Annotated in this window: 22 protein-coding genes; 15 read left to right on the top strand and 7 right to left on the bottom strand. The window is 36.2% G+C overall.

Going from position 1 to position 25,296, the window contains the following annotated elements:
- Positions 1-2: 2 nt before the first annotated feature.
- Positions 3-2,357, bottom strand: coding sequence for a GNAT family N-acetyltransferase (locus tag STA7437_RS07605; protein WP_015192800.1), 2,355 nt, complete (start codon positions 2,355-2,357; stop codon positions 3-5).
- 402 nt (positions 2,358-2,759) lie between these two features.
- On the opposite strand from STA7437_RS07605, the gene STA7437_RS07600 reads away from it, so the two are divergent.
- The 4 genes from STA7437_RS07600 to STA7437_RS07585 all read left to right on the top strand — a co-directional run bounded on the left by STA7437_RS07600 (position 2,760) and on the right by STA7437_RS07585 (position 6,994).
- A complete protein-coding gene (locus tag STA7437_RS07600; RefSeq protein WP_015192799.1) occupies positions 2,760-3,737 on the top strand; it encodes an NAD-dependent epimerase in 978 nt (325 codons plus the stop codon).
- Positions 3,738-3,952: 215 nt separating this feature from the next.
- Positions 3,953-5,479 (top strand): sensor histidine kinase, encoded by a 1,527-nt coding sequence (locus STA7437_RS07595; RefSeq protein WP_015192798.1) that lies wholly within the window; start codon positions 3,953-3,955, stop codon positions 5,477-5,479.
- Between the two features lie 39 nt (positions 5,480-5,518).
- Positions 5,519-6,187 carry a response regulator transcription factor gene (locus STA7437_RS07590; protein WP_015192797.1) on the top strand — a complete coding sequence of 223 codons (669 nt, stop codon included), beginning with the start codon at positions 5,519-5,521 and terminating at the stop codon, positions 6,185-6,187.
- Positions 6,188-6,631: 444 nt separating this feature from the next.
- Positions 6,632-6,994, top strand: coding sequence for a response regulator transcription factor (locus STA7437_RS07585; RefSeq protein ID WP_015192796.1), 363 nt, complete (start codon positions 6,632-6,634; stop codon positions 6,992-6,994).
- Here STA7437_RS07585 and STA7437_RS07580 read toward each other — a convergent pair.
- The 4 genes from STA7437_RS07580 to STA7437_RS07565 form a co-directional block, all read right to left on the bottom strand.
- Positions 6,974-8,212 carry a glycosyltransferase family 4 protein gene (locus STA7437_RS07580; RefSeq protein ID WP_171815442.1) on the bottom strand — a complete coding sequence of 413 codons (1,239 nt, stop codon included), beginning with the start codon at positions 8,210-8,212 and terminating at the stop codon, positions 6,974-6,976. The genes STA7437_RS07585 and STA7437_RS07580 overlap by 21 nt on opposite strands.
- A gap of 198 nt (positions 8,213-8,410) precedes the next feature.
- Positions 8,411-9,358, bottom strand: coding sequence for a GDP-mannose 4,6-dehydratase (locus STA7437_RS07575; protein WP_015192794.1), 948 nt, complete (start codon positions 9,356-9,358; stop codon positions 8,411-8,413).
- A gap of 121 nt (positions 9,359-9,479) precedes the next feature.
- Positions 9,480-10,412, bottom strand: a complete 933-nt coding sequence (locus STA7437_RS07570) for a glycosyltransferase family 2 protein (protein WP_015192793.1) — start codon at positions 10,410-10,412, stop codon at positions 9,480-9,482.
- 20 nt (positions 10,413-10,432) lie between these two features.
- Complete coding sequence (locus STA7437_RS07565) at positions 10,433-11,653, bottom strand: glycosyltransferase family 4 protein (protein WP_015192792.1); 1,221 nt, start codon at positions 11,651-11,653, stop codon at positions 10,433-10,435.
- Positions 11,654-11,867: 214 nt separating this feature from the next.
- On the opposite strand from STA7437_RS07565, the gene STA7437_RS07560 reads away from it, so the two are divergent.
- On the top strand, positions 11,868-12,317 hold the full coding sequence (locus tag STA7437_RS07560) for a DUF29 domain-containing protein (protein WP_015192791.1): 450 nt from the start codon (positions 11,868-11,870) through the stop codon (positions 12,315-12,317).
- Between the two features lie 250 nt (positions 12,318-12,567).
- On the opposite strand, the gene STA7437_RS07555 is transcribed toward STA7437_RS07560, so the two are convergent.
- On the bottom strand, positions 12,568-13,518 hold the full coding sequence (locus tag STA7437_RS07555) for a ferritin-like domain-containing protein (protein WP_015192790.1): 951 nt from the start codon (positions 13,516-13,518) through the stop codon (positions 12,568-12,570).
- Positions 13,519-13,838: 320 nt separating this feature from the next.
- On the opposite strand from STA7437_RS07555, the gene STA7437_RS07550 reads away from it, so the two are divergent.
- From STA7437_RS07550 to STA7437_RS07510, 9 genes are all read left to right on the top strand, one after another.
- Positions 13,839-14,315: a YbjN domain-containing protein gene (locus tag STA7437_RS07550; protein WP_015192789.1), complete on the top strand. Its 477-nt coding sequence runs from the start codon at positions 13,839-13,841 to the stop codon at positions 14,313-14,315.
- Positions 14,316-14,334: 19 nt separating this feature from the next.
- A complete protein-coding gene (locus STA7437_RS07545; RefSeq protein ID WP_015192788.1) occupies positions 14,335-15,084 on the top strand; it encodes a lipoate--protein ligase family protein in 750 nt (249 codons plus the stop codon).
- Between the two features lie 34 nt (positions 15,085-15,118).
- Positions 15,119-15,604 (top strand): allophycocyanin subunit alpha-B, encoded by a 486-nt coding sequence (locus STA7437_RS07540; protein ID WP_015192787.1) that lies wholly within the window; start codon positions 15,119-15,121, stop codon positions 15,602-15,604.
- 132 nt (positions 15,605-15,736) lie between these two features.
- A complete protein-coding gene (locus tag STA7437_RS07535) occupies positions 15,737-16,234 on the top strand; it encodes a hypothetical protein (RefSeq protein WP_015192786.1) in 498 nt (165 codons plus the stop codon).
- Positions 16,231-16,605, top strand: a complete 375-nt coding sequence (locus STA7437_RS07530) for a tetratricopeptide repeat protein (RefSeq protein ID WP_015192785.1) — start codon at positions 16,231-16,233, stop codon at positions 16,603-16,605. The genes STA7437_RS07535 and STA7437_RS07530 overlap by 4 nt, the downstream gene beginning before the upstream one ends.
- Before the next feature lie 686 nt (positions 16,606-17,291).
- Positions 17,292-19,001 carry a bicarbonate transporter BicA gene (bicA, locus tag STA7437_RS07525; RefSeq protein WP_015192784.1) on the top strand — a complete coding sequence of 570 codons (1,710 nt, stop codon included), beginning with the start codon at positions 17,292-17,294 and terminating at the stop codon, positions 18,999-19,001.
- A 99-nt stretch (positions 19,002-19,100) separates the two neighbouring features.
- The gene (locus STA7437_RS07520) at positions 19,101-20,495 is read left to right on the top strand and encodes a cation:proton antiporter (protein ID WP_216087148.1); all 1,395 of its coding nucleotides are present in this window, start codon (positions 19,101-19,103) and stop codon (positions 20,493-20,495) included.
- A 130-nt stretch (positions 20,496-20,625) separates the two neighbouring features.
- The gene (locus STA7437_RS07515) at positions 20,626-21,501 is read left to right on the top strand and encodes a DUF6671 family protein (protein WP_015192782.1); all 876 of its coding nucleotides are present in this window, start codon (positions 20,626-20,628) and stop codon (positions 21,499-21,501) included.
- 185 nt (positions 21,502-21,686) lie between these two features.
- Entirely contained in the window at positions 21,687-23,897 is a 2,211-nt protein-coding gene (locus STA7437_RS07510; RefSeq protein ID WP_015192781.1) for a cation:proton antiporter domain-containing protein, read from the top strand.
- 56 nt (positions 23,898-23,953) lie between these two features.
- On the opposite strand, the gene psb29 is transcribed toward STA7437_RS07510, so the two are convergent.
- Positions 23,954-24,670 (bottom strand): photosystem II biogenesis protein Psp29, encoded by a 717-nt coding sequence (gene psb29 / locus STA7437_RS07505; protein WP_015192780.1) that lies wholly within the window; start codon positions 24,668-24,670, stop codon positions 23,954-23,956.
- Positions 24,671-24,862: 192 nt separating this feature from the next.
- Between psb29 and STA7437_RS07500 the strand changes: the two genes are divergently transcribed.
- Positions 24,863-25,177: a hypothetical protein gene (locus STA7437_RS07500; protein ID WP_015192779.1), complete on the top strand. Its 315-nt coding sequence runs from the start codon at positions 24,863-24,865 to the stop codon at positions 25,175-25,177.
- The last annotated feature ends 119 nt before the right edge of the window (positions 25,178-25,296 follow it).

Raw genomic sequence — 25,296 nt, 5'->3', positions numbered from 1 at the left:
TTCTATTGCTTGGCACAACTAATCTTGATTTGATGATCGCTCTGTTCTTGTAACGCTAGTCTTAACTGATGACGAGCATCTACTAATTGTGGATTTAATGCCAGTGCTTGCTCATAATATTTGATCGCCAGTTTTAAATTGCCTGCTTGTCGATACTGATGAGCTAGATTGTTGTTTTTGGCTGCATAATCTACTTTTTGTTGATCTGATAACTTTCCTTGGGCATAAAGTAAATTTACTAAACTTAGCTCTGCTTTTAAATAGTTTGGTTGAAGTTCAATTGCCTTTTGATAACAAGCGATCGCTTCTGGATAGTTATTCTGACTTTGTTTTTCTAATGCTATTCCCAAATGATAATGAGCTTCTGCCCAATCTGAACTTAGTGCGATCGCTTGACGATAGTATTCAATCGCCACACTACAATAACCTTCCTGTAAACATTTATTTCCTAATTCATTATTTTTGATTGCCAAATCCGCTTGTTGCTCAGGAGATAATTTGCCTTGAGTATCAAGTAAATTAGCTAAACTAACCTCTGCTTCGAGATAGTTTGGTTGAAGTTCAATTGCCTTTTGATAACAAGAAATCGCTTCTGGATAGTTATTCTGACTTTGTTTTTCTAATGCTACTCCTAAATGATAATGAGCCTCTGCCAACTTTGGATTAAGTGAGATCCCTTGACGATAGTATTCAATCGCCACACTAAAATCACTTGCCTGAAGTCGTTTATTACCCAAATCACTATTTTTGAGAGCATAATCAGCTTGTTGTTCGGGAGATAATTGACCTTGAGTATCAAGTGCATTAGCCCAAATCACCTCAGCTTCTACAGAATCAGGTTGAAGTTCTCGGGCTTTTTGATAACAAGCGATCGCATTTTGCCATTTATTCTGTAATTGAAAAGTATAACCAAGATTATGATAAATTGCTGAAGAAATAGCTGATGACTCTGGTTGTAGATTTAACGCTTGCTGATATGCTTGTTCTGCGTCGCTCAACTGGTTTTGAAATTGATAGATATTACCCAAACTAAACCAAGCTTTGATCTGGTTCGGTTCAACTTGAATTAAATGATTAAACAAATCTTGAGCAGCTTGATATTGTCCCTGACGTTGCCTAAGCACACCTAAACCATATAGTGCCTCTGGATGGTTCGCTTGTACTGCTAAAATTTGACGGTATCCTTTTTCAGCCTCAACCAGATGGTTAGCTCGATGATAATTTTTAGTAATCTCAAGTGCAATTGGCAGAGTTCGTTGATCAAGTTTTTTGTTTTGTTGTATCCAGTTTTGACGTTGAACCAGAATAGTTTGAATATAACGTTCTTTAGCTCCAAAAGAATATTTATACGCCTCATTTCCCATTAAAAAATCGTAGATTTTGAATCCATTATTAATGGCGGATTGAATACCATAAGCATGAAGAACAAAACCAGGTGGTAGTTCCTTAAAAGTTTCATCTCGACTACCAACAAAAAACAAAATAGATTTTTTACTTCTATCAATCAAGTTGGCTATTGCTCCTAGAGGCTGTTCTTTTTTCCATAAAATAAGTAAAGATAAACAATTATTCTCAAAGCAATGATGTAACTCTAAATTCATCGAATGCACTATTGCATCACAACTTTCTGCGCCTTTTCTACCTTCCCAATTAGCTCGCCAAAGTTTAATCAGTATTTCAATATGATGTTCTAAATTGTCTGCATCAACTTCAGTAAGGCGAAACTCATCAGAGCTTTCGATTTTCCGAAAAAAACGTCTAATTTTTTGTCTGGTATTTGAACTTAAACAATTTTGTAGATAATCATCCCAGCTATCTGGCAAAACAACATAAGGAATAATCTGATTATTAATTTCATCTAAAGAATTAGTAAAATACTCAGAGTTAAGTTGTTGGATTTCAAAATCTGGTTGAACGAATTTTTTTAAAAATAGATTTAATTTCTTGTTTGTAGTAAGAATGTGTTCTAATTCAAAAACTGACCAAGTTTCTTGCTGTTGAAGATATTGCGCCAAGGCAGTAACTATCTCTTCTTCGTATTGTGGTAAGCAAATAAATCCTGAGTAATCTGCATCTGTTACTCCTACGGTGGCAAGTTGATTATAAAAATCACCTGGATTAGATTGTTTAATTTCAATTTCTAAAGGAAAAAAGGCAACATATTCTGAAGCATCATAATTTAATTTGACTGCCAAAATAAACCAAGGCAATTTATTTTCTTCGTATTTTTTGAGTTTGCCAGCAATCCAAATCCAAGAAATAAAAAACTGAGCTTCAGAATCTGCTTGATAAACATATTCCCAATTGCTTTTGAGAGCCTGAAACGTTTCAAGATTATCAATTATGTCGATGTTCATGTGTTTAATAGTCAAACTAGCTTAGACCAGCACTCGGAAAATTACACAACTTAGCTAATTGATCGACAAGGATTTTAAGACTAAATTCCTTGTTGTTTAGCATTTGATCTATTTGGTTTAAGCAGCTACTATAACCATCGGTTTATATTGAATTTTAGACAAGAAAGAAGCAATTAGTGTTGCCAAAATGGCATTGGAATCATTAATCAGTATTAAAAATAAACAGAGTATTAAAGACCGCTCTAATTTGAAGCTAACTCGGAATTGGTTAATTTTGTCCCTGGAAATTTACAATCGGGAACAATTACCATTCTTCATTATCCTTGTTTTATTAGTCATCTTATACTTCAAGCATTAAATTTTACCGATCGCTATTCTATTTAGACCACAAATAAATTAATTATGACAGTCTTAATCACTGGTGTAGCTGGCTTTATTGGTTATCATTTAGCTCAAAGATTTTTAGCAGAGGGCAAACAAGTCTATGGAATTGATAATCTTAACGATTACTATGATGTTGCGCTCAAACAAGCAAGATTAAATCAACTATTATCACAACCAGGATTTACTTTTCAGTATTTAGATATTAGCGGTCGCTCTTTAATAGCTCAACTGTTTCAACAACATCATTTTGAGTGTGTGGTTCATTTAGCAGCCCAAGCAGGAGTACGATATTCTCTTGAAAATCCCCATACTTATGTCGATAGCAACCTAGTTGGCTTTACCAATATTTTAGAAGGTTGTCGTCAAAGTCAAATTCAACATTTAGTCTTTGCTTCTTCAAGTTCTGTCTATGGTGCTAATACTAAAGTACCCTTTTCTGTCAGCGATAATGTTGACCGCCCGATTTCTCTTTATGCTGCTACCAAAAAAGCTAACGAATTAATGGCTCATGCTTACAGTCATCTTTATCAAATTCCCATTACAGGCTTGCGCTTTTTTACAGTATACGGTGCTTGGGGTAGACCAGATATGGCATATTTTAAATTTGTTAAAGCGATCGCCGAAAACCGTTCTATTGATGTTTATAATTTTGGCAAAATGAAGCGTGACTTTACTTATATTGATGATGTGATTGAAGCGATGGTAAGAGTAATAGCTAAAATCCCACAAGCTTCAGAAACTCAACCTCCTTATAAAATTTATAATCTTGGCAACCATAGCCCTGTAGAATTGAGCGAATTTATTGAAACAATTGAACAAATTATGGGTAAATCAGCTAAGAAAAATTTCTTACCAATGCAACCAGGCGATGTTTTTTCTACCTATGCAGATGTAGATGAATTAATCAAAGATGTCAACTTTAAACCCACTACCTCAATCACTCAAGGCATGGAACATTTTATCGACTGGTATCGAGAATACTATGGCAATTTTTAAATTAGCTTTTACAGTTACTAATTACTAATTACTAATTACTAATTATGAGGGATGAACAATCAACCATTAACATAAGCGAAGCGCACTACCGTAGGTCTCAACAATTAACTATCGACATTAGCTCTGTCAAAGCTTAAGTTTGTTTTTTACTTGTTTTTAACTATACGCTAGTAAATTTTAGTTTATGTGAGTAAATTTAAAAATAAACCCTAAATGTGAAAAATGGTGTTTTGAACTTATGGCATAGTCTGAAATTAAACGCTACAAAAATAAGAAAACTACGAGTTTTAAAAGAAGCACGTACTGTGATTATGTTTTGGTATGTCTTCTTAATGGTTTTTTTTGTTGCGATCGCCGTTCCCACGATTAAACAGCGTTTATTTGCAAGGGTTGATGCACGGGTTAGAGATTACTTGAGCGACGAAGTTGAAGATTTTCAAGAAGTATTGCTGGAAGAGTTGCTCGAATCGACCACTGCACCTAATCTAAGACTCAAACCAAATTACCCTCCAACCAGCAAAATTTCCGATATTTTTGCTGAATACTTAGAAAAGAGAGTAACAGAAGACGATAACTTTTTAATTACTATAGTCGATGGTGAATTTTATGAGTCTAGCCCTAGAGGTTTACCAAAACCGATTCAGCCAGATTCACAATTAATGGGATATTGGCAAAATCTGAGCGAAGAATCAGAAGGAGAAATAAAAGTTTCCGATCCCAATATTGGTAGTATTCTCTACCAAGCTTTACCGATCAAAACCAGCGAAGTAACTCTAGGCGTCTTTGTAGTTGCTCATGCTACAGCAGGAGAAAGAAAAGAAGCAATAGAAGCTTTAGATGTCATTATCGAAGTTAAAATTTTAATTCTTATTTTTGCTTTATTCCTGGCTTGGTTCGCAGCAGGAAGGATTCTAGCACCACTCAACTTACTAAATAAAACAGCTAAATTAATCAACGAATCAGATCTTAGTCAACGAATTCCAGTCCGCGGAGAAGGAGAAATTGCCGAACTAGGTAAAACGTTTAATGACATGATGGATCGCTTAGAATCTGCATTTGCTACTCAACGCAACTTTATTAATGATGCTAGTCATGAACTGCGAACACCAATCACAATTATTCGCGGACATTTGGAGTTGATGGGTGATGATCCTCAAGAAAAAGCGGATACTGTGCATTTGGTTTTGGATGAACTTGATCGTATGAATCGTTTGGTAGATGATTTAGTTTTATTAGCTAAAGCAGAACGTCCAGATTTTTTACAATTGGAGACGGTAGATGTGGGTTTACTTACCGAAGAACTTTTTACCAAAGCTAGAACTTTAGCAGATCGTCAGTGGAGTTTAGATAACATTGCCAAGGGTAAAATAGTAGTAGACCGTCAACGTTTGACTCAAGCAATGATGAATTTAGCTCAAAATGCTACTCAGCACACAGTTGCAGAAAATCTCATTGCGATAGGTTCTACTTTGAATAAAGACAGAGTTGAGTTTTGGGTAAGGGATACTGGCGAAGGTATTGCCAAAAACGACCAAAAACGTATTTTTGAAAGATTTGCTAGAGCGACAAATGCTCGTCGTCGTTCTGAAGGTGCAGGATTAGGTTTATCAATCGTTAAAGCGATCGCAGAAGCTCATGGTGGATATATCCGTCTTGAGAGTAATTTAGGAATTGGTTCAACATTTATTATTGTCTTACCTATAGAATCAGGGCGCAACTTAGTTTTAGATCGAGCAGTCTAATTTAATTAAAAATATATTTATAATTACTAACTTGTTCTAATGAATCGAATTTTAATTGTTGAAGATGAAGCTAGAATTGCTACCTTTATTGAAAAAGGTCTACGCGCTCGTGGTTTTACTACTAATTGGGTAGAAGATGGCACAAATGCGATCGCAATGGCAATTTCTACCAAATTCGATTTAGCTATCCTCGATTTAGGTTTGCCTGGTAAAGATGGATTATCGGTTCTTGAAGAATTACGTGGGCAAGGATTAACCATTCCCGTGATTATTTTAACTGCTCGTGATGATATTAGCGATAAAGTAATTGGTTTACGCGCAGGGGCAGATGATTACATAACCAAACCCTTTAGTTTTGAAGAATTATTAGCACGCATTGAAGTAAGACTAAGAACTTACAATCCTACTAATGTTAGAGAAGAAATGATCCTTAAAGTTGGTAATGTCAGTTTGGATCTGCGTACTCGAAAAATGCAAATAAACAATTGTGAGATCGAACTGTCTGCGCGTGAATTTACTATGGCAGAAGTATTTTTTCGTCATCCAGGACAAGTAATGAGTAGACAACAACTATTAGATTTGGTCTGGGGTTACGATTACGATCCAGGTTCTAATATTGTTGATGTTTATGTTGGTTATTTGCGTAAAAAATTAGGTTCTCAATCAATTGAAACTGTCAGAGGTATGGGATATCGTCTCAAAATTTAGCGTCTCTGACTGAGATTAGGTTCGCTTAAATAGTTGAATCTGATGATTGACAAGGATAAACAGGGATAGGTTGACGCGGAGAAAATTTATTTTAAATGATGACCACAACTTGATATGAGATGAAAAAATTCTCATCAAATTTTTAAGATTATTTAATTTGTCTTATTGATAATTATTGATATATAGCAGTTTTTAAATGACGAGAGGTAAAGCAGAAGGTAGAGGGTAGTAAGTAGTAAGTTGAACTACCTCATATCTACTATCTTCTACCTCTTACTCACAAATAATTCTGCCTAGGTACTTAAAAGATTTGGTTTTAGTAAAATAAATCAAAAATAAGCCAATTGTATGTGAAATATCCTAATTCCTCATTATTGATCAATTGAAATTCTTTTATACTTATTCGTGAAACAATTACAATTATCTATTGATAAAACATTTTTCATGAACCGCATTTTAATTGCTGAAGATGAGGTGCGTTTAGCTGCTTTTCTAGAAAAAGGATTGCAGAAATATGGTTTTGTTACTGCTGTAGCAGAAGATGGTCAACAAGCCCTAGAGATGGCAAAAACAGGTAACTTTGAGTTATTGCTTTTAGATCTAAGACTACCGCTAAAAGATGGTTGGAAAGTACTGGAAGAACTTCGCTCCCAAGGACAAAAATTTCCAATTATTGTGGTAACGGCTCTTAATGATGAAGGAACTCGTCATGCTGTTTTATTAAAAGGAGCTAACGACTACCTAACTAAACCGTTTAAGTTTAAAGATTTATTAACTAGAGTTCAATCATTTCTGGTCAGTAATTAAATTATAAGAACCCGTAATAATTTTTTCGTAACGATTAGCTAGACTCAAATAAGTATATTCTTGTTCAATCATAGTTCGAGCGTTACTAGCAAGTTCGGCTCTTAAACAAGGGTTAGTCAATAGAGTTGCGATCGCTTGAAGATATTGCTCAATAGTATTAGCTCGTAAAGCTCTGAGGGGAACGCGATCGCTATCTACTTCAATTCCTTCCAAACCGCGATCGCTTCCCACTACAGGTGTACCTGCTGCCATGTATTCTAGTGTTTTAATTTTCATGCCAAAACCAGTACGCAGAGGGGCTACAGCGACAGTTGCTTGGTGGAGGTATTGAGCAATGGAAGGGACTCTTCCTGTAACAGTAATGGCAGGATTTTGTTCGGTTAAAGCCTGAACTTCTGGGGCGGGTTTAGAACCAACTAGAGTTAAAGTAGCATCAGGAAATTGTTGTTGAAGTTGGGGAAAAACTTCGGTAGCAAAGAAACAAGCAGCATCAATATTGACAAAATAATCCAAACCACCGACAAAAACTAAATTGTATCCGCCTAGATCTTTCTCTCGATAGGGAAAAGTATCTAAATCTACTCCGTTAGGAATAACCGTAACTTGGGCATTGGGTACAAACCGACGCATTTGTTGTTCGTCTTCATCTGTTGTTACCACCACATGGGAAAACTTACGAATAGATTGCTGTTCATAACGACGTAACAAAGGTAAAAACAAGCGATCGCGTTTGGGATTTTCTGAGGTATTGGTTTCGAGTTGATTTTTACAGGTACGATAAATTGAACTATGAATATCAATGATCGTGGTTAATTTCTGTTGCCATTGCGGTCTAATATAAATTTCATTAACGCTATGTTCACAGGTAATAGCCTCAAATTTTCCTGCTGCAACGGCATCATCGATCCATGTTTGCATTTCGTGGGAATAAAGAAATAATACATTGGGTGGAGTTCCTTTAAGGATAAATTGTCCAAAACGTTGAATTTTAGCTAATATTCCTGCTTTAACAGCTTGGGGTCGAGGAAATATAATCAATTCATCTACCCACTGCCTTAAACCTGCAATATCTTCCTCAGTAACATCTTCCGCCCGTTGAGTCAGTAGAGTAACTTGATGACGTAGGGCGATCGGTTGTAATAGGTTAAAAGTTCGATTATGCGTACCTCCTTTAGTTGGGGGATAAGGAAAGGTCGCAGATAACATTAATATTTTCATGATTAATTAATTACTGGTCATTGGTAAAGGCAGAGGGCAAAAGGCAGAAGGCAAAAGGCAAAAAACTAATTATGAATGATGAGGGATGAATTATGAATTAAATAATTTCTGCATTCATCGTTCCTAATTCATCATTTTTTTGTTCCCTATTTCCTATTCCTTATTAACTGGTAACTGGTAACTGGTAACTGATCACTGTTAAAAAGCTTCTACCATCATCCTGACGACATCGGACATTTTATATTTTGCTTGCCAACCTAATTTTTCTTTAGCTTTTACAGGATTGCCCTGACTGATCGCTAAATCGGTAGGACGTAATAAACTAGTATCTGTAATCACATGATCGCGCCAATTTAAACCAACACAATTAAAAGCTTCGGCTACAAATTCTTCTAAAGAAGAACTTATTCCTGTGGCAATGACATAATCATCGGGTTGTGATTGTTGCAACATTAAATACATCGCTTCGATATATTCGGGGGCCCAACCCCAATCTCGTTTGACTGACATATTACCCAATTGAAGTTTTTCCTGATTGCCTTTGGCAATATTACAAGCAGCAGCAATAATTTTTTGCGTGACAAATCGTTGGGGTCTTAAAGGGGATTCGTGGTTAAATAAAATGCCAGAACAAGCAAATATATCGTAAGCTTCGCGATAGTTAGCTACTTGCCAAAAAGCAGTCGCTTTGGCTACTGCATAGGGACTTCTAGGACGAAAGGGCGTATTTTCATCCGCAGGAAATCCACCAATATCTCCAAAACATTCACTCGAACCAGCATTATAAAATTTGATCGGTGCGTGGGTAAAGCGAATTGCTTCTAAAAAATTGAGTGTACCTGTGGCAATACTTTCTAGAGTTTCAACTGGTTGTTCAAAAGAAAGTCCGACTGAAGTTTGTCCTGCCAGATTATAAATTTCATCGGGTTTAACTTTAGAAATTACTTGTAACACACTGCGAAAATCAGTAGGAACAAGAGATTCAAACTTAATGCGATCGCGAATTCCTAACCGCAGTAAATTGCGAAAAGAAGAAATCTGAGCGTCTCTAGAAGTACCGTAGACTTCGTAGCCTTTTTCTAGCAATAATTTGGCTAAATAAGCCCCATCTTGCCCTGATATTCCACAAATTAAGGCTTTTTTCATAAAATTATCTATATTAAGTAGGCTGTTGTGAGTTTAAATTTTGTAATTCGCATTTTCTTCTGTCTTCTGCCTTCTGCCTCCTACCTTTTCTTAATCAAAAAATTAGATGTCAATCAGTTGATTAGCTTTTTTCTGACCAACTAGAAAGATGCAACATATTTTGCACCACTGCTTTTAAATAGCCGATTTGACCGTAAGCGTAGGTAAAGTTATCGAAACGAAGGGCAGGATTACTAAAATATTTGATAGTTTTGTACAATCCTCTGATCAATCTTTCTCCTCCGCGATTAAACTGTGTTAGTCCGGTTCTACCAGCTATTTCTTCCCGATAACATTCACTAATGCCCTGCCACCAACTGCGACTGAGAAACCAACCAGGTTTAAGTCTTTCAGGAGAGACGTTATGGGCTGCGATCGCATTGGGAAGATATGCCACTTGCCATCCTTTGGCAATTGCTAACTCTGTCATAAACAATTCTTCGTTAGACAGCAAGTTCTTTCCTACCCTACCCAAGTTCGGATCGAACCCACCAATTTGTTCTAAAAAGCTGCGACGAAGAGAATAATTCAAACCACGGGGAGTAAGATTGGGATTATCAAGATAAATTATTTCATTTCCTAAATCATAAGCCCCTAAACCTCCTGCCAATTCCTCTGAAATCCAGTTAGGCGGTATAATTCCCTCGGGCCAAATCAGAGTTACTTTACCTCCTGCGATCGCTAGTTGGTCATTATTGTTATAAGCAGTCACGATTTCTCTCAACCACTGGGGAGAAGCTTCCGCATCATCATCCAGATAAGCCAAAATTTCCGCTTGAGTCTCTTTTGCACCTCGATTACGGGCGACAGATAACCCCAATACTGGTTCATAAATATATTTAAGACGAGGATGAGGCAAACGAGAGTGAACCACTTCCGCAGTGCGATCGCTACTAGCATTATCAACGACAATTACTTCATAATCTGGATAATTTTGTTGTAGCAAGCTATCAATAGCAGCCCCCAAATATCGGTCTCGATTATGAGTACAAATAATGGCAGCTATTTGTGACATAAAAATTAATTTAATAACACTTAGGTTGATTGCTGGCAAGCCTCAAATAATACTTGTTCGTATTTTTGACCTACCTTTTCCCAAGTGTATTCGCTCTCTACTAAAAACCGCCCGTTTTCTGATAGTTTTTCTCGTAACTTTGGTTCGGAAAACAGTCTACCTATGGCATAAACGTACTCTTCCACTGTATTTGCCCGCATTGCCCTAAGTAGTACATTTGAACCATCAACTTCTAATCCAGCCAAAGCGCGATCGCTTCCAACAACAGGAACTCCTGCTGCCATTGCTTCTAAAGTACGATTTGTCAAACCAATTCTTTTACGAATAGGAATTACACAAACTGTAGCCCAATGTAAATATTCCAATACAGAAGTTACTTCTCCTGTAACCCTAACTCCTGCTAGTGAATCTAATGCCAAGACTTCTCGGGAAGGATTTGCCCCAACCAATTCTAAAGTAGCTTCGGGATAGCGTTGGCGAATGGCAGGAAAAATTTCTGAAGCGAGAAAACAAGCTGCATCGATATTGGCAGCATTATCCATCTTACCGAAGAAAACAAGTCTTTGTCCACCTTGATTAGTAATACGACGAGAAAAATGAGTTAAATTGACTCCATTGGGAATAACAAAGATTTGGCTTTCTGGATTTAATTCTTTAAGCAGACGACGATCTATAGAAGTAAGAGTAACAATAGCACTAAATTTTTCTAAATAATTCTGTTCGTAGCGTCTGAGCCATCCCAAATTAAATTGATCTTTTTCTGGAGTTTTGGGGTCTAACTGTTGTTTATATTTACCAGATTCGGAAATATGAAGATCTAAAACTATTCCTTTTTGTTCTCGCCATTGAGGACGAATATAAATTTCATCATTGCTATCTTGACAAGAAATTACATCAAATTGTCCATTTGCAAAGGCATGATCGAGCCATTCTTGAATGATAGGAGAATATTTATCGAGAATTTGAGGTGCAATTCCCTGTTGAATAAATGTTCCTAATCTTTTAGCTTTGTCAAGAATTCCCAAATTATCTGAAGCGGTTGGGGGAGAAAAAGTTACTAATTGTTCTACTTGTTCTTCTAAATATTCAATCTCTTCTTCAGCAACGTCTTCTGCTGGTTGACTTACAAGAGTGACTGAGTTATTCTTACTAAGCTGTTTTAACAAATGAAATGTTCGTAACTGCTTCCTTCCCTTAGTGGGTGGATAAGGAAAGGTTGAAGAAAGCATGAGAATGTTCATGATTTTGACCAATCATAACTACTACCATAAAATACAAGAAAATAGTAACCGATTTACCTGTCGAACAAGTTATAAGTTAAGCAATGTAGAGATTTTCAAAAATAGAAGTAATTAAAGAAAATTGTCTTTGATGTTTAATATAAGTAGGCTACTTATGCCAAATTATAACCTACTAAAACCTTTTCAGAAATTGAAACATCGATAGCTAAAGAGTATGAACGTACCTATAGATACTAAGTTAAATTTATATAAACAAGATTATGTTGCTTGGCTCGATCTTCTTGCAGAACAGATTAAACAAAAAAAAACTCAACAAATCGATTGGGAAAATCTTTTAGAGGAAATAGTAGCATTGGGCAATGAGCAAAGAAGAAAAACAGAAAGCTATTTACGTCAACTTTTAAAACATTTACTATTATATGCTTACTGGACTTCTGAAAAAGTTTATTCAGGAAAAGGTTGGGAAATAGAAATTATTAATTTCCGTGCAGAATTAGCCAACCTACTCGAATCTAAAACTCTCTACAATCACGCTTATTCCCGCTTAGATAAAGTTTATCAGCAAGCAAGAAAACAAGCTGCTTTAAAATCAGACCTACACGATTTACCTATTGCTTGTCCGTGGAGTATTTCAGATATTCTTGATGAAAACTTTTTGCCTTAAACAAATGTAAATGAAAATAAACAAAATCGAATAAGACTAGTAAAATTACGGAGAAACTGGCTCAGCACAAAAGTATAGTCATTTCAATTTAGAGTGAGACAATCTCTTCTTGCTATGAAAGGCTTTCAGCCGAAAAAATGTTTCATTCTTATTTAAAACAACTATATCTCCGAGCAAGTCTTGACTGCCCAGATGCAGTCAGCGCAGGCGCTGACTTTATTCAAGCATAATGAAGCAAAAAGTTGATTATTTATGCTTTGGTTGCTTGTTTCTGTTGTTTTTGTAAACTATTGAAGCCATTTAAGAACATAGGAACAAATTTTTCCATAAAAGCTTGAGGATCTCTTTGCCATGCTCTTTTAGCAGCTTCAATCCGAGTAAATTGTAATTCTGGGGCGAGTAGAGTTTCAGGTAACCTTTCGATCAGATACTGAGGACGTTCCCACAAGGGCATTGTCTTAGTAATTTCTAACAGATGGTTCAAACGACGTAACTCTGCACCAGCCATAATATCCATTCCTGATTCATAGGCTGCTTGTTCTATGGCTGCATATTTTTGTTTGGCTTGTTCTACCTTCTGACGATGTTTGGGACTTTGTTTGGCAATTTGAGCTAACCAGCGATTACCCCAACGAACATGACCGGCTTCTTCAGGAAAGATTTTCTCAAGAGTTTCCCGAATTTTAATATTTTCTTCGGTTTGAGCGTTAGATTCGGCGAGGTTTCCTCGCTTTGAAGAATCACGCTGTTGAGGTGCTTCTTTTAAAGCGTTGATATGAGCAGAGAAATATTCACAACCACGTTTTTCCGTAACGTTAATCGCCGTTAAAGCAGCAATAATGGCATCTTCTCGTTGCTCTTCGGTTTGAAAACTATCTTGGTCTAATAATCTTTCAAACTCCCCAATATAAGACACTCCTGGGGGAGTACCAATATCTGCACCTAATTCTACCAATAAGTCTGTAAGCCAAACCGCATGACGAGCTTCATCGGCAACATGATGAGATAAATCCCTCACTAATTCTTTGGGTTTACCATTAAGTTTTTCAATTACATCAGTCAAATCTTTACAGCTATGCTGTTCATTGAATCGATAGCGATTAAGAGTGATCATGTGAATTTCGCGATCGCTGATCACTTGTTTGAGAATATCCCGCGCACTTAGAGAATTCTGGAGTTTTTTTGGATAATTAACTTTCATGGGCTTGTAAGCAAGTAATGGGAAATAAACATAAGTACATAATTAGTATAGTAACTACAAAAATTTTTATTAAGAAAATTAAGCTTAAAAACCAGAAGAAATTCTTAAAACCAATTTGCGGTTAAACTTTAGGCTACAAATTATTCTCTTGACAAACTAAAGTTAAAATTAATGGCGAAAAAATCATGATCTTGTGGAACTAAATGCTAGATTTACGTGGTAAAAACAAGTTTCTTCATCCCTAAATAATTTTCCACCAGAAGGAAGATTAATCGATCAACAAAGTGATGTCAAAATCTAACTAATCAAATTAAATTGCTATGAGTAATCAAGTTGCAAATCTAGACCTAGGTAACAATCAATTGATTGATGAATTCATGGAAAATCAATCTAGCCATCAAGAAGTAATCGAAACCGTTATTTCCAGCTTAGATCAAGAAGATACTGCTATGGTGAATCATAGCGACGAAGGCATTTTATGGAAATTTCAGTACGGTAGTGTTGAAGTATTTGTTCAGTTGACAGGAGAAACAGAAGACGACTTGCTAACAGTTTGGGCAAGTGTACTGCAATTACCTGCTAAAGATGAAACAAAGTTGATGCGTAAATTGCTAGAAATGAATTGGGCAGGAACTTTTGAAACTTGTTTTAGTATTGTGGAAAATCGAGTAGTCGTATCCGCCCAAAGAACTTTGACAGATCTTTACCCCAGTGAAATTTCGCGAGTTATTACTTTGGTTGCCACAATTGCAGATGATAATGATGAAGCTTTACAAGCAGAATTTGGCATGAATTAGTTAGCAGTGATCCTCCTTGATGAATGAACAAGTTTGGCGTTTACTTCCTTTAATGTCAGCCTCTGGGGAAGTTCAAATGGCAATAGATCTTTGGTTACTTCAACAACACAAACAAAAACAACATCCGCCTACTTTACGATTTTATACATGGTCTGAAGCAACCATTTCTGTAGGCTATCATCAAAAAGATTATCCTTCGTTTTGGCACGAGCTAACTTGGCAAGGAAAACCTTTGCAAATAGTTCGTCGTCCGACTGGAGGCAGGGCAGTATTACATCAAGGAGATCTGACTTATGCAGTTATTGCTTCTTTTGAGCGAGGGAAAAGATTAGAAGTTTATCAACAAATTTGTCAGTTTTTAATGACAGGATGGCGATCGCTTGGACTGCATTTATCTTATGGTAAAGATACTAGTTCTTATCGTGATCAAGATAATTGTTTTGCCACAGCAACGAGTGCAGACTTAATTACTGCAACAGGAGCTAAAGTAATTGGTAGCGCGCAACTACGCCAAGGTAAAGCTATTTTACAACATGGTTCAATGGCGATCGCGACCGAACCAGAATTATACACTCAAGTCTTTGCTCAACCAGCCCCTCAACCAATCAAAAACTTACTACCCAACTCAGTTAATTTTTCTACTGCTAAGATTTCAGAAGTCTTGACCAAAGCAGCTAGCCAGTGTTTTAAAATTAATTTGATCGAGCAACCTTTATCTGCTGCCGAATGGCAAGATATTTTTACGAATTGCCCGTCGCTAACATACTAAGATTATTGAAGTTAATTAAATTGATCGCAATATCATGAGCGTAGTTAGTCAAGTTATACTCAAAGCCGACGATGAACTCCGCTATCCCAGTAGCGGAGAACTAGAAGGAATTAAAAAATTTTTAACAACTGGTGAACAACGAGTACGCATTGCTGAAACTTTAGCAGAAAGCGAAAAGAAAATTGTTGATAAAGCCAGTAAAGAGTTATTCAGAATTCATCCTGAATACAGATCTCCAGGCGGTAATTCCTACGGTCAAAAGCAATACAATCAGTGTATTCGTGATTTTGGCTGGTATTTAAGGTTAGTTACCTATGGAGTACTTTCAGGAGATAAAGAACCAATTGAAAACACTGGTTTAATTGGTGTCAGAGAAATGTATAACTCCCTAAACGTTCCTGTCCCTGGAATGGTTGATGCAATTCGCTGTTTGAAAGATGCTGCTTTAGCTCTTCTCACTAACGAAGATGCCAAAGAAGCTGCTCCATACTTTGATTACATTATCCAAGCTATGTCCTAGTTTTCGGGAACTTTACAGCGATTTGTTTTAAAAACAATCTTATCGGTAAGAGGTAAGGGGTAATAGGTAATCAGGGCAACTTACACCTTAATTATCAATTATCAATTACCAATTACCAGCTTTTAATGATGAATGCTTAGGCTCAAAAAAGTTTCTTGGTTATCTACAACGCTTTTACTTGTTACTTATGCTACTTACGGTTGGCTTTATGCTCGTTGGGCAGTAGTTTTAATTGAACATGGTAATTTATTTTATTGGGTATTAGAAAAAGATCTAATCGCTTCTCTTCTTTACGGGTTAGGAATCTTTTGGATTTTATTAATTTCTATAGCTTTTACTGCTCCAATTGCTTTGATGACTGTAAGTCTCAATAGTTGGCTGCAATCGGAAGCAAGAGCTTTTCTCTCAATATTTATCGGAGCTTTAGCTTTTGCCTTAATTGTTCAATGGCTAGAAGTTTTTGCCGAATTTTTTATCTTATTAGCTGCGGGAATATTAGTTAAACTGGATTTACAAACAGCAGGTTATAGTAGATCGCGAGCCACTATGATTCTGGTTATTTTATGTTTGTTAGGATTTGGTAGTGGTGTACTTGCTTTTTATACCTGGGGTTTAAAGACTGTTCAATGAATCGAAAAACGCTACAAAGAGTTTTAGTTTTACTGTTTGGTTTAGCTTTTATTGGCTCAACTGCATTTATGTTAGTTGGTAGTATTTTTAGTAACGATTCCCAACCTCCTGCCTCTACAGCAACAACTCCTTCCAATGAAGAACAATTACAGGCACAAATTCGTGGTTACGAAAAAGTTTTAGCTAGAGAACCAAATAATCCAACAGCGTTACAGGGATTAGTCCAAGCTCGTCTAGCTCTCCAAGATTTACCAGGAGCTATTGAACCTTTAGAAAAACTAGTTCAATTGTATCCTCAAGAACCAGAACTTAAAGCACTACTCGAAGCTGTTAAACAACAATCGTCTCAAAATCCGCAATCAAAACCTTAGTTTGTAGTGATATAGCACCACGTTATTTGGTCATAACATCAGATTTTTCTATAGGGATAATTCATAAATTATCTCTACGGTTCATATCTTGTCCTCTTTATTCGTAATTCACCACGTCCCAAAATTTGATAAGTAAAAATTTTATCGATAATTAACAAAAGTTAATTATTAAAATTTGTTTTTTGGCGATTTTAATATAGACTAATTACTATGAGTTTTGAAAAAAAATAGAAAAATATCAATTTTAGATTTTCTTTGTTTTTGCCGTTGCCACTAAAAACGGTAAGTAGAGAAAAAAAATTGAATCATAAATTTGAATTTGGATTAACTAAATCAAGTTAATAGGGGTTTTTATGCAAAAAAATCTTAATCAAAGAAACTGATTGCTGCCTTAATTTGCTCGCTTTCTATATCAGTGACTTGTTTACTTTACTCTAGAGCTTAAAATTTCATTTGGCTGTTTCTCAGCTATTTGTCTTCTTCTATGAAAATGACAAGTTTTTTAGAGCAAATTGCATAGTTACTGATACACAAAAAGTTTTAATCTTTAATTATCTTTTAATTATTTCGCTCATTTTTAGCGCGATCGCGTCTGGCAGTCTTCAAAGTATTTCGTCTCTGCAAACTGCAATCCCAGCTTTTTATTTCATCTTTCAGATTTTCCAAAGCAAAATCAATTAGAGACAATGAACATAACCAACAAAATTAATTTTAGAAATTTACGAGGAGATCTATTTGGTGGTTTAACTACCGCAGTTGTCTCCTTACCCCTAGCTCTCGCCTTCGGGGTTGCCTCTGGGGCTGGCCCAGTAGCAGGTTTATGGGGTGCAGTCTGTGTTGGCTTTTTTGCTGCTTTATTTGGCGGTACACCGACATTAATTTCTGAGCCGACCGGACCAATGACTGTAGTCATGACTGCGGTAATTGCCAAGCTAACAGCTTCTGATCCTGAAAATGGCATGGCGATGGCATTCACCGTTGTTATGTTAGCAGGGATTTTTCAAATTCTGTTTGGTTTCTTTAGACTGGGTAAATACATCACTCTGATGCCCTATAGTGTTATCTCTGGCTTTATGTCTGGGATTGGAGTGATTCTAGTTATTCTTCAGATTGCTCCTTTTGTCGGACAACCTAGTCCAAAAGGTGGGGTATTAGGTACAGTTCAAGCAATACCCGAACTGCTTTCCAATATTAATCCCATAGAAGCTATTTTAGGAATTTTAACCCTGGCAATTATTTTCTTAATGCCATCGAAATTCAAACGCTATGCTCCACCTCAATTAGTAGCTTTGATTATTGGGACAGTAGTTTCCCTTGTTTTCTTTGGTAATGCAGAGATTAGAAGAATTGGCGAAATCCCAATGGGATTACCACAATTCCAGATGCCCGTTTTTACTCCTGCTCAACTAACACTTATTTTTGTTGATGCAATTGTGTTAGGAATGTTGGGATGTATTGATACCTTACTCACCGCAGTAATTGCTGATAGTTTAACTCGTACTGAACATAAATCGAATAAAGAATTAATTGGGCAAGGTATTGGTAACTTAGTTTCTGGTATCTGTGGAGGATTACCTGGTGCTGGTGCAACGATGGGTACAGTAGTTAATATTCAGACTGGTGCTACTTCCGCTTTATCTGGTATTACTCGTGCCTTAATTTTATTAGTAGTTGTTTTGGGTGCTGCTAACCTAACCGAACCAATTCCCATGGCAGTATTAGCAGGTATTGCTCTCAAAGTGGGGTTAGATATTCTCGACTGGAGTTTCCTCAAACGTTCTCACAAAGTATCAGTTAAAGGTACTTTGATTATGTACGGTGTGTTATTTCTAACTGTTTTTGTTGATTTGATTGTTGCAGTTGGTGTTGGGGTCTTTATTGCTAATATTTTAACCATTGATCGTCTTTCTGAGCTTCGCTCTCAAGAAGTTAAGACTATTAGTGATGCTGATGATGATATTAATCTGACTCCTGAAGAAAAACGATTACTAGACCGTGCTAATGGTCGTGTTCTCCTCTTTTATCTCAGCGGGCCAATGATCTTTGGCGTTGCAAAAGCTATTGCTCGTGAACACTCAGCTATGCCTGATGCGGATGCTTTGATTATGGATTTAAGTGATGTGCCAATGGTGGGTGTAACTGCTGCTTTAGCGATTGAGAATGCCATTCAAGATGCTGCGGATAAAGGACTTCATGTTTTTGTGGTCGGTGCAACTCAAAAAGTAATGACTCGCTTAGAACGTTTAGGTATTCAAAGATTTGTTCCTGCCCAAAACTTTATTCCTAATCGTCTTGAAGCACTACAACAAGCTGTTACTTTAACTGGTGGCAATGTAGTTGAAGCTGGTTTTAATGCTACTGGCGATTATCCTACTAATCTCGATCCTGCGATCTAAATTTATGCCTTTTAAATAAGGTGGGCAAACCAATAGCATACTCAAAAACTAATTTTGCCCACTCTACTTTTGTTTGCCATTAACCAAAATAAATTTATGATGATTAATTTAATAGTTAATGAATTTGCTGCTTTAACCAATATTTTACCAACTCCAATTCTGGCAACTGCAACCGAATCTGCTGATGCGACGATGGTTTTAACCTCAGTTTTACTCAGTTTGGTGGTAATTTATCTAGCTAGTAAACTAGGAGGAGAAATTTCTCGGTATTTTGATTTACCTCCGGTACTAGGAGAATTAGTCGGTGGTGTAATTGTCGGGGTTTCTGCTTTTCATTTAATTGTCTTTCCTGAAACAGGTGCAGCAGCTAGTGATTCTGTCTTAATGACCATTTTACAAGGGATTGGTGGTTTAAATCCTGAAAGTGCAGAGAGTGTTTTTGCTGCCCAAAGTGAAGTTATTTCAGTTTTAGCCGAACTTGGGGTAATTATTCTTTTATTTGAAATTGGTTTAGAGTCAGATTTAAGAGAATTACAAAAAGTTGGTTATCAAGCAGCTATTGTTGCTGTGGTAGGAGTTGCTGTTCCTTTTGCTGCTGGTACGATTGGTTTAATGTTAATTTTTGGGATGCCTGCCATTCCCGCTATTTTTGCAGGTGCTGCTTTAACTGCTACCAGTATTGGTATTACTTCCAAAGTACTTTCGGAATTAGGTCATCTTAAATCTAAAGAAGGTCAAATTATTGTTGGTGCTGCGGTAATTGATGACGTTCTTGGTATTATCGTTTTAGCGGTAGTTGCTAGTTTGGCAAAAACAGGGGAAATAGATTTTCTCAATGTAGTTTATTTAATTGTTAGTGCTACAGTCTTTCTTCTTGGTGCTATCTTTTTAGGTAAGTTTTTTAATAAAAGTTTTATTGCGATCGCGGATAAACTACAAACTAGAGGTAATTTAGTTATTCCTGCGCTTGTTTTTGCTTTTTCAATGGCATTTATCGCTAATGCCATTCATTTGGAAGCTATTTTAGGTGCTTTTGCTGCGGGTTTAGTTCTAGATGAAACTGATAAACGCAAAGAATTGGATCAACAGGTAATTCCTATTGCTGATATTTTAGTGCCAATTTTCTTTGTTACCGTCGGTGCGAAAGCAGATTTAGGAGTCCTCAATCCTGCAATTGCTGAAAATCGTGAAGGGTTAGTTATTGCTGCTTTTTTAATTGTAGTGGCAATTATTGGTAAAGTGATCACTGGTTGGGCAGTCTTTAATCAACCGCAAATTAATCGTTTAGCCATTGGGATAGGAATGATTCCTCGGGGTGAAGTAGGATTAGTTTTTGCTGGAATTGGTTCAGCTAGTGGCGTGCTGAGTAAACCTTTGGAAGCTGCCATTATTATTATGGTAATTTTAACTACCTTTTTAGCTCCACCTTTATTACGTTGGGCTTTTAAAGGAGATGAAGAAGCTATCGAACAAGCAGATTTAGCAGAGTCTTAATTGTCAATCTTGCCTCTTTTTGTGAATGCTGAGAGCGTTTTAATTATCTTGAAATAGCGAGTACTATCTAACTTGATTACTGATAGTTACTCGCTTTAGTTTTTATTATTGGTAATCAAAGGATGCTTGCATGAATCACCAAACTAAAGATCATTCTTGGTTGATGAATCGTACTGCTGTTTTAGCAACTATGCATCAAAAAGAACAAGTAATTGCTCCTCTTTTTGCTCAAGAATTTGGAGTCAAAGTCATTGTACCAGAAAACTTTAATAGCGATCGCTTTGGAACATTTACTAGAGATATTCCTAGAGTGGGTAATCAATTGGCAGCAGCCCGTCGTAAAGCAGAAGTGGTTTTAGAATTAACAGGAGAAACTTTAGCTTTAGCTAGTGAAGGAGCATTTTTTCCCCATCCTCATTTGCCTTTTCTTGCTTGCGATCGCGAATTAGTTTTATTATTAGACCGAGTTAATAATCTGGAAATAGTAGGAGAACAATTATCTACAGAAACTAATTATAATCATCGCTACGTAAAAAATAGTGCAGAAGCTTTAGAATTTGCTCAACAGATTGGTTTTCCTGAGCATAGTTTAGTAGTAATGTCTGACCCCGATACTAACAGACAGGAAGAAATTTTCAAAGGAATCAATCAACCAAAAACATTAATCGAAATAGTTGATTTCCTCTTACAAAAAAATGCTCAAGACACAGTCTATCTAGAAACAGATTTACGAGCTATGTGCAATCCTACTCGAATGCAAGTAATTAAACAAGCGACCCTTAATTTAATTCAAAAAATTGCTCAATTATGCCCTCAATGTGGTTGTCCTGGATTTGATCAGATTGAACAAAAGCAAGGTTTACCTTGTGCTTGGTGTCATTTTCCGACTAACTTAATTTTGGCTGAAATACATCAATGTCAAAAATGCCAATTTCAAGAAACTAGAATATATCCCCAGGGTAAAAAATTTGCAGAGCCTGGTTATTGTTTATACTGTAATCCTTAGTTTTGCTACTTAATCTTGATCTAGTTATCAGTTTATTTCCTCCAATTGCGATCGCATAACTAGTAACTAGGCTCAACTATTAGTTCAATTATATTAGTTTTCGTAGAAACTAAATCCTTCTTTAGAAAGGAAGATTTAGAGTAATTATCCCATATATTGAGGATGGTTATTTCCTATGAGCCACTATGGAACAAAACTTTGCCCAATTTATTACTAGTCCGATAGTTTCTTTTACCCTGCTACTGTTAGTCATTCTGACTCTACCACCAATCTTTGAAAAATTGCGACTTCCCGGATTAGTAGGATTGTTGTTTGCTGGGGTTATTCTTGGTTCTGATGGATTGGGATTACTAGATCCTAAAAGCGAAACAATTAAGTTGCTATCAGATATCGGCAAAATTTATTTGATGTTCGTCGCAGGCTTAGAAATAGATTTAGCTGATTTTCGTAAAACTAAAAATCGTTCGCTAGGATTTGGATTTGCTACTTTTATAATCCCTTTAACTTGTGGTACGCTAATCGGACTGTTATTTGGGATGAATTTAAATGCTTCAGTTCTCATCGGTTCTTTGCTAGCTTCCCATACTCTGTTGGCTTATCCGATTGTCAATCGTTTAGGAATAGTCAATAATCAGGCAGTTACAGTTACAATTGGGGCGACAATTTTTACTGATATTTCTGCCTTATTAGTTTTAGCTATCTGTATCTCAATTAATGCAGGAGAATTTACTCCCCTAAGTTTAGTAATTCAGTTAGTTACCCTAGGAATTTATAGTGCAATAGTTTTATTTGGTTTTGATTGGGCGGGTAAAGAGTATTTTCGTCGCACAGGAAATCAAGAAAGTAATCAATTTTTATTTATTCTCTTAGCAGTATTTTTAGCTGCGGTTGGAGCGCAAATTATTGATGTAGAAAATATTGTCGGTGCATTTTTAGCAGGATTAGCAGTAAATGATGTAGTTGGAAAAAGTCAGGTTAAAGAAAAAGTTGAATTTGTCGGTAGTACCTTATTTATTCCTTGTTTTTTTGTGGGAATGGGTTTATTACTTGATATTAGTGGCTTTATCAAAACTCTTAGTTCAGAGCTTCCCTTAACCCTTGCCATTGTTGGTGGACTCATTCTAAGTAAATTTTTGGCTGCATTTGTAGTGAAGTTACTGTATCACTACAGTTGGGATGAAACAATTACCATGTGGTCTTTATCTTTACCCCAGGTAGCTGCTACTTTAGCTGCTGCTTTAGTCGGTTTAAATGCTGGAGTAATTAGTCAATCAGTTTTTAATACAGTAATTGTTTTAATGCTGGTTACGTCTATTTTGGGTCCAATTTTAACGGATAAATTTGCTCGTAAACTAACCGTTGCCAATAATAATTTAGCTAATCAAGATTTTGTTCTCAATTTAGACCTGGATAATTCTAATCCTGTGGTTGATTCAGGGTTTTTATCTCCCGATGTTGCTGCTCAATTGAGTCCTCAGACAAATCAATTTTTAGCTTCTCAAACATCTCAAGCAGAACAAACTCTTAATCTTAATGACACCTCTCCTTCTCCTCTATTTCGAGTGGTTGTACCAGTTGCTAATCCTCAAACAGAGAGATATTTGATTGAAATGGGTGCTTTAATTGCTCGCCATGAATCAGGAATAGTTATTCCTGTTTCGATCGCTAAAGCACAGGTTAATATGGACGATCCTGATTTAACCAAAGCTATTCAACACAGTCGCCAATTATTAAAAAATGCTTTAACTGTTACTGAAGACTTTAAAATTCCAGGAAAACCAGTGATTAGGATTGATGATGATATTGTTCAGGGTATTACCCGCACTGCTAGAGAACATAACGCCAGTTTAATTATCATGGGTTGGAGTCAAACCAATCGTTTGCGCTCAAGACTATTAGGACCAAATCTTTCACGTTTGTTTGGTAATGTGATTGATAGTGTCTTTTGGTGTTCCCATTGTCCTGTGGCTGTAATGCGGTTGTTAACTCAACCAACTAATATCCAACAAATTTTAGTTCCTGTTAAAAATATTACCTCTGAAACTTTACGAGTTATTCGTTTTGCTCAAATTTTTGCAGAAGCAAATCAATCCGCGATTACTTTGTTTCATGTTAGTGACCGTAAAACTTCCAAGGAAGAATTAAAATCTTTTAAAACTCAACTCAAAAGCATGGTTGAATATCTGCAACCAAATATCGAGGTGATGATTAAAACTACTCGTAATAATGATGTTGCCAAAGCAATTATTGAACGCGCTCAGAGTTATGACCTGATTATACTACGCTCTGTACGTCGTCGTACTGTAGCTGGATTAGCAGTAAGTGATGTGAGTGAAAGTGTGATGAACAATCTCAACTGTTCTTTAGTTTTATTTGGTGAACCTTATTCTAGTTAAAATTTTAAAAAGGGGATTACTCCCCTACTTTATATCAGTGTAGATTTAAACAATAACTATTCAGCAGTTTCTGGTTCTGGTTTGGGTTGATTTTTTTGTTTACGACCGGCTTGTAGAACATCTTCGATCACACTGAGTAGTTGTTCCATTTTTTCTAAATTACTGCGATATAGTTCCAAGTCTTTGTTCATTTTTTCTCCTGGAAGATGAAGTTGAGTAGCTATACTTTCCAGAATCTCGTTACGTTTACTGACATCTTTCAGAATTTCAGGATCAGATTCTTCTAAAAGAGTGTAAAGACCGATCGCAAATAAACGACTATATTTAAAATGAGGATTAGACGCGATCGCTTTAATTGGTTCTATGATATCATGATAATTTTCTAATGGTGTGGGTTCACTAAGCCAAGCAACTAATTCTTGAGGAGATTTATTTTTAGCAAGATTAAGTAAACTTCCTGCTTGCGCTCTATTTCTTTCTGGATCTTCTCCAACGGCTCGACAAAGAGCATTAAAAATTGACTCTTTATCTTGTTCTGGTCGATAACCTTGCATTAAACGTTCAAAAGAGGTGACCACACCTAAATAATAAATAGGATCGCTTTTAAAATCTACATTGACAGATAATAAATGCATTTCTACTAATAATTCTTCTACTACCCGTCGATAAACTGAATTAATCGGACGAGTATGATGTTGATAAAAATCTCTTTTTGCATCAGAGACAGTTCGGATATTATCTGTTGTTTTGTTACCCACCGCAATTTCGTTCATGCTTAAAGTTTCTAATTTTTTACTATTGTTTTAAACGATCCTCAGAGAAGATATGTTTAGCTTTCATAAATTTATCTTAAACTGCTACAGTCGCGAAGAGTAAACAAACTAATTTGCTTTTTCTAATACCAAAGCTAAACCAGAAGCTGGAGAAAATGAGAAAATACAATTACTTTATCTCTAACATTAATAGTGAGCGTGCAATTAACCATCAAACCACAAACTAAATATTATTTTGCTAATCCCAATTTACCTTTAGCAGTTTATCGCGAAGTCGTGGCTCATCTGAGACAGGTTGAAGGAGTTGAAGTGGGTTTAATTTCCTATCCAGTTACTTCTCAAGCTAATGAAAGCCAAGACAAATTTAATTATCATCAAAGTCAAATTAAAGCTTTGTGGATTGAATCCCCTCAAGCGATTGAACCATCTTGCCAAGAGCGTTTGATTAAAATTCTCGATTATTATGCTCAACGCTATGAGCCTTGGCAACAATTGACTACTAAATAGTTACGGCGTGTCATTTGGGACAAAGAATTAATTGAGTTGCGATTTGTCTAGAGCTTGGAGTAAGTAATTTTGATGTTTTTTTGATGATCAAGTGTCGTTTTTTTAATCAAACAGTGAAA

This window comes from Stanieria cyanosphaera PCC 7437 (assembly GCF_000317575.1).
In the GTDB taxonomy this organism is placed as follows: Bacteria; Cyanobacteriota; Cyanobacteriia; order Cyanobacteriales; family Xenococcaceae; genus Stanieria; species Stanieria cyanosphaera.
The sequence above is the reverse complement of the archived record's forward strand: the minus strand, read 5'-3'. Positions and strand labels throughout refer to the sequence as shown.

Excerpts from the sequence above, each read along its gene's own strand:
- STA7437_RS07605 (WP_015192800.1), bottom strand. The coding sequence starts at position 2,357 with ATGAACATCGACATAATTGATAATCTTGAAACGTTTCAGGCTCTCAAA.
- STA7437_RS07600 (WP_015192799.1), top strand. The coding sequence starts at position 2,760 with ATGACAGTCTTAATCACTGGTGTAGCTGGCTTTATTGGTTATCATTTA.
- STA7437_RS07590 (WP_015192797.1), top strand. The coding sequence starts at position 5,519 with ATGAATCGAATTTTAATTGTTGAAGATGAAGCTAGAATTGCTACCTTT.
- STA7437_RS07585 (WP_015192796.1), top strand. The coding sequence starts at position 6,632 with ATGAACCGCATTTTAATTGCTGAAGATGAGGTGCGTTTAGCTGCTTTT.
- STA7437_RS07580 (WP_171815442.1), bottom strand. The coding sequence starts at position 8,212 with ATGAAAATATTAATGTTATCTGCGACCTTTCCTTATCCCCCAACTAAA.
- STA7437_RS07575 (WP_015192794.1), bottom strand. The coding sequence starts at position 9,358 with ATGAAAAAAGCCTTAATTTGTGGAATATCAGGGCAAGATGGGGCTTAT.
- STA7437_RS07570 (WP_015192793.1), bottom strand. The coding sequence starts at position 10,412 with ATGTCACAAATAGCTGCCATTATTTGTACTCATAATCGAGACCGATAT.
- STA7437_RS07565 (WP_015192792.1), bottom strand. The coding sequence starts at position 11,653 with ATGAACATTCTCATGCTTTCTTCAACCTTTCCTTATCCACCCACTAAG.
- STA7437_RS07560 (WP_015192791.1), top strand. The coding sequence starts at position 11,868 with ATGAACGTACCTATAGATACTAAGTTAAATTTATATAAACAAGATTAT.
- STA7437_RS07555 (WP_015192790.1), bottom strand. The coding sequence starts at position 13,518 with ATGAAAGTTAATTATCCAAAAAAACTCCAGAATTCTCTAAGTGCGCGG.
- STA7437_RS07550 (WP_015192789.1), top strand. The coding sequence starts at position 13,839 with ATGAGTAATCAAGTTGCAAATCTAGACCTAGGTAACAATCAATTGATT.
- STA7437_RS07545 (WP_015192788.1), top strand. The coding sequence starts at position 14,335 with ATGAATGAACAAGTTTGGCGTTTACTTCCTTTAATGTCAGCCTCTGGG.
- STA7437_RS07540 (WP_015192787.1), top strand. The coding sequence starts at position 15,119 with ATGAGCGTAGTTAGTCAAGTTATACTCAAAGCCGACGATGAACTCCGC.
- STA7437_RS07535 (WP_015192786.1), top strand. The coding sequence starts at position 15,737 with ATGCTTAGGCTCAAAAAAGTTTCTTGGTTATCTACAACGCTTTTACTT.
- STA7437_RS07530 (WP_015192785.1), top strand. The coding sequence starts at position 16,231 with ATGAATCGAAAAACGCTACAAAGAGTTTTAGTTTTACTGTTTGGTTTA.
- bicA (WP_015192784.1), top strand. The coding sequence starts at position 17,292 with ATGAACATAACCAACAAAATTAATTTTAGAAATTTACGAGGAGATCTA.
- STA7437_RS07520 (WP_216087148.1), top strand. The coding sequence starts at position 19,101 with ATGATTAATTTAATAGTTAATGAATTTGCTGCTTTAACCAATATTTTA.
- STA7437_RS07515 (WP_015192782.1), top strand. The coding sequence starts at position 20,626 with ATGAATCACCAAACTAAAGATCATTCTTGGTTGATGAATCGTACTGCT.
- STA7437_RS07510 (WP_015192781.1), top strand. The coding sequence starts at position 21,687 with ATGGAACAAAACTTTGCCCAATTTATTACTAGTCCGATAGTTTCTTTT.
- psb29 (WP_015192780.1), bottom strand. The coding sequence starts at position 24,670 with ATGAACGAAATTGCGGTGGGTAACAAAACAACAGATAATATCCGAACT.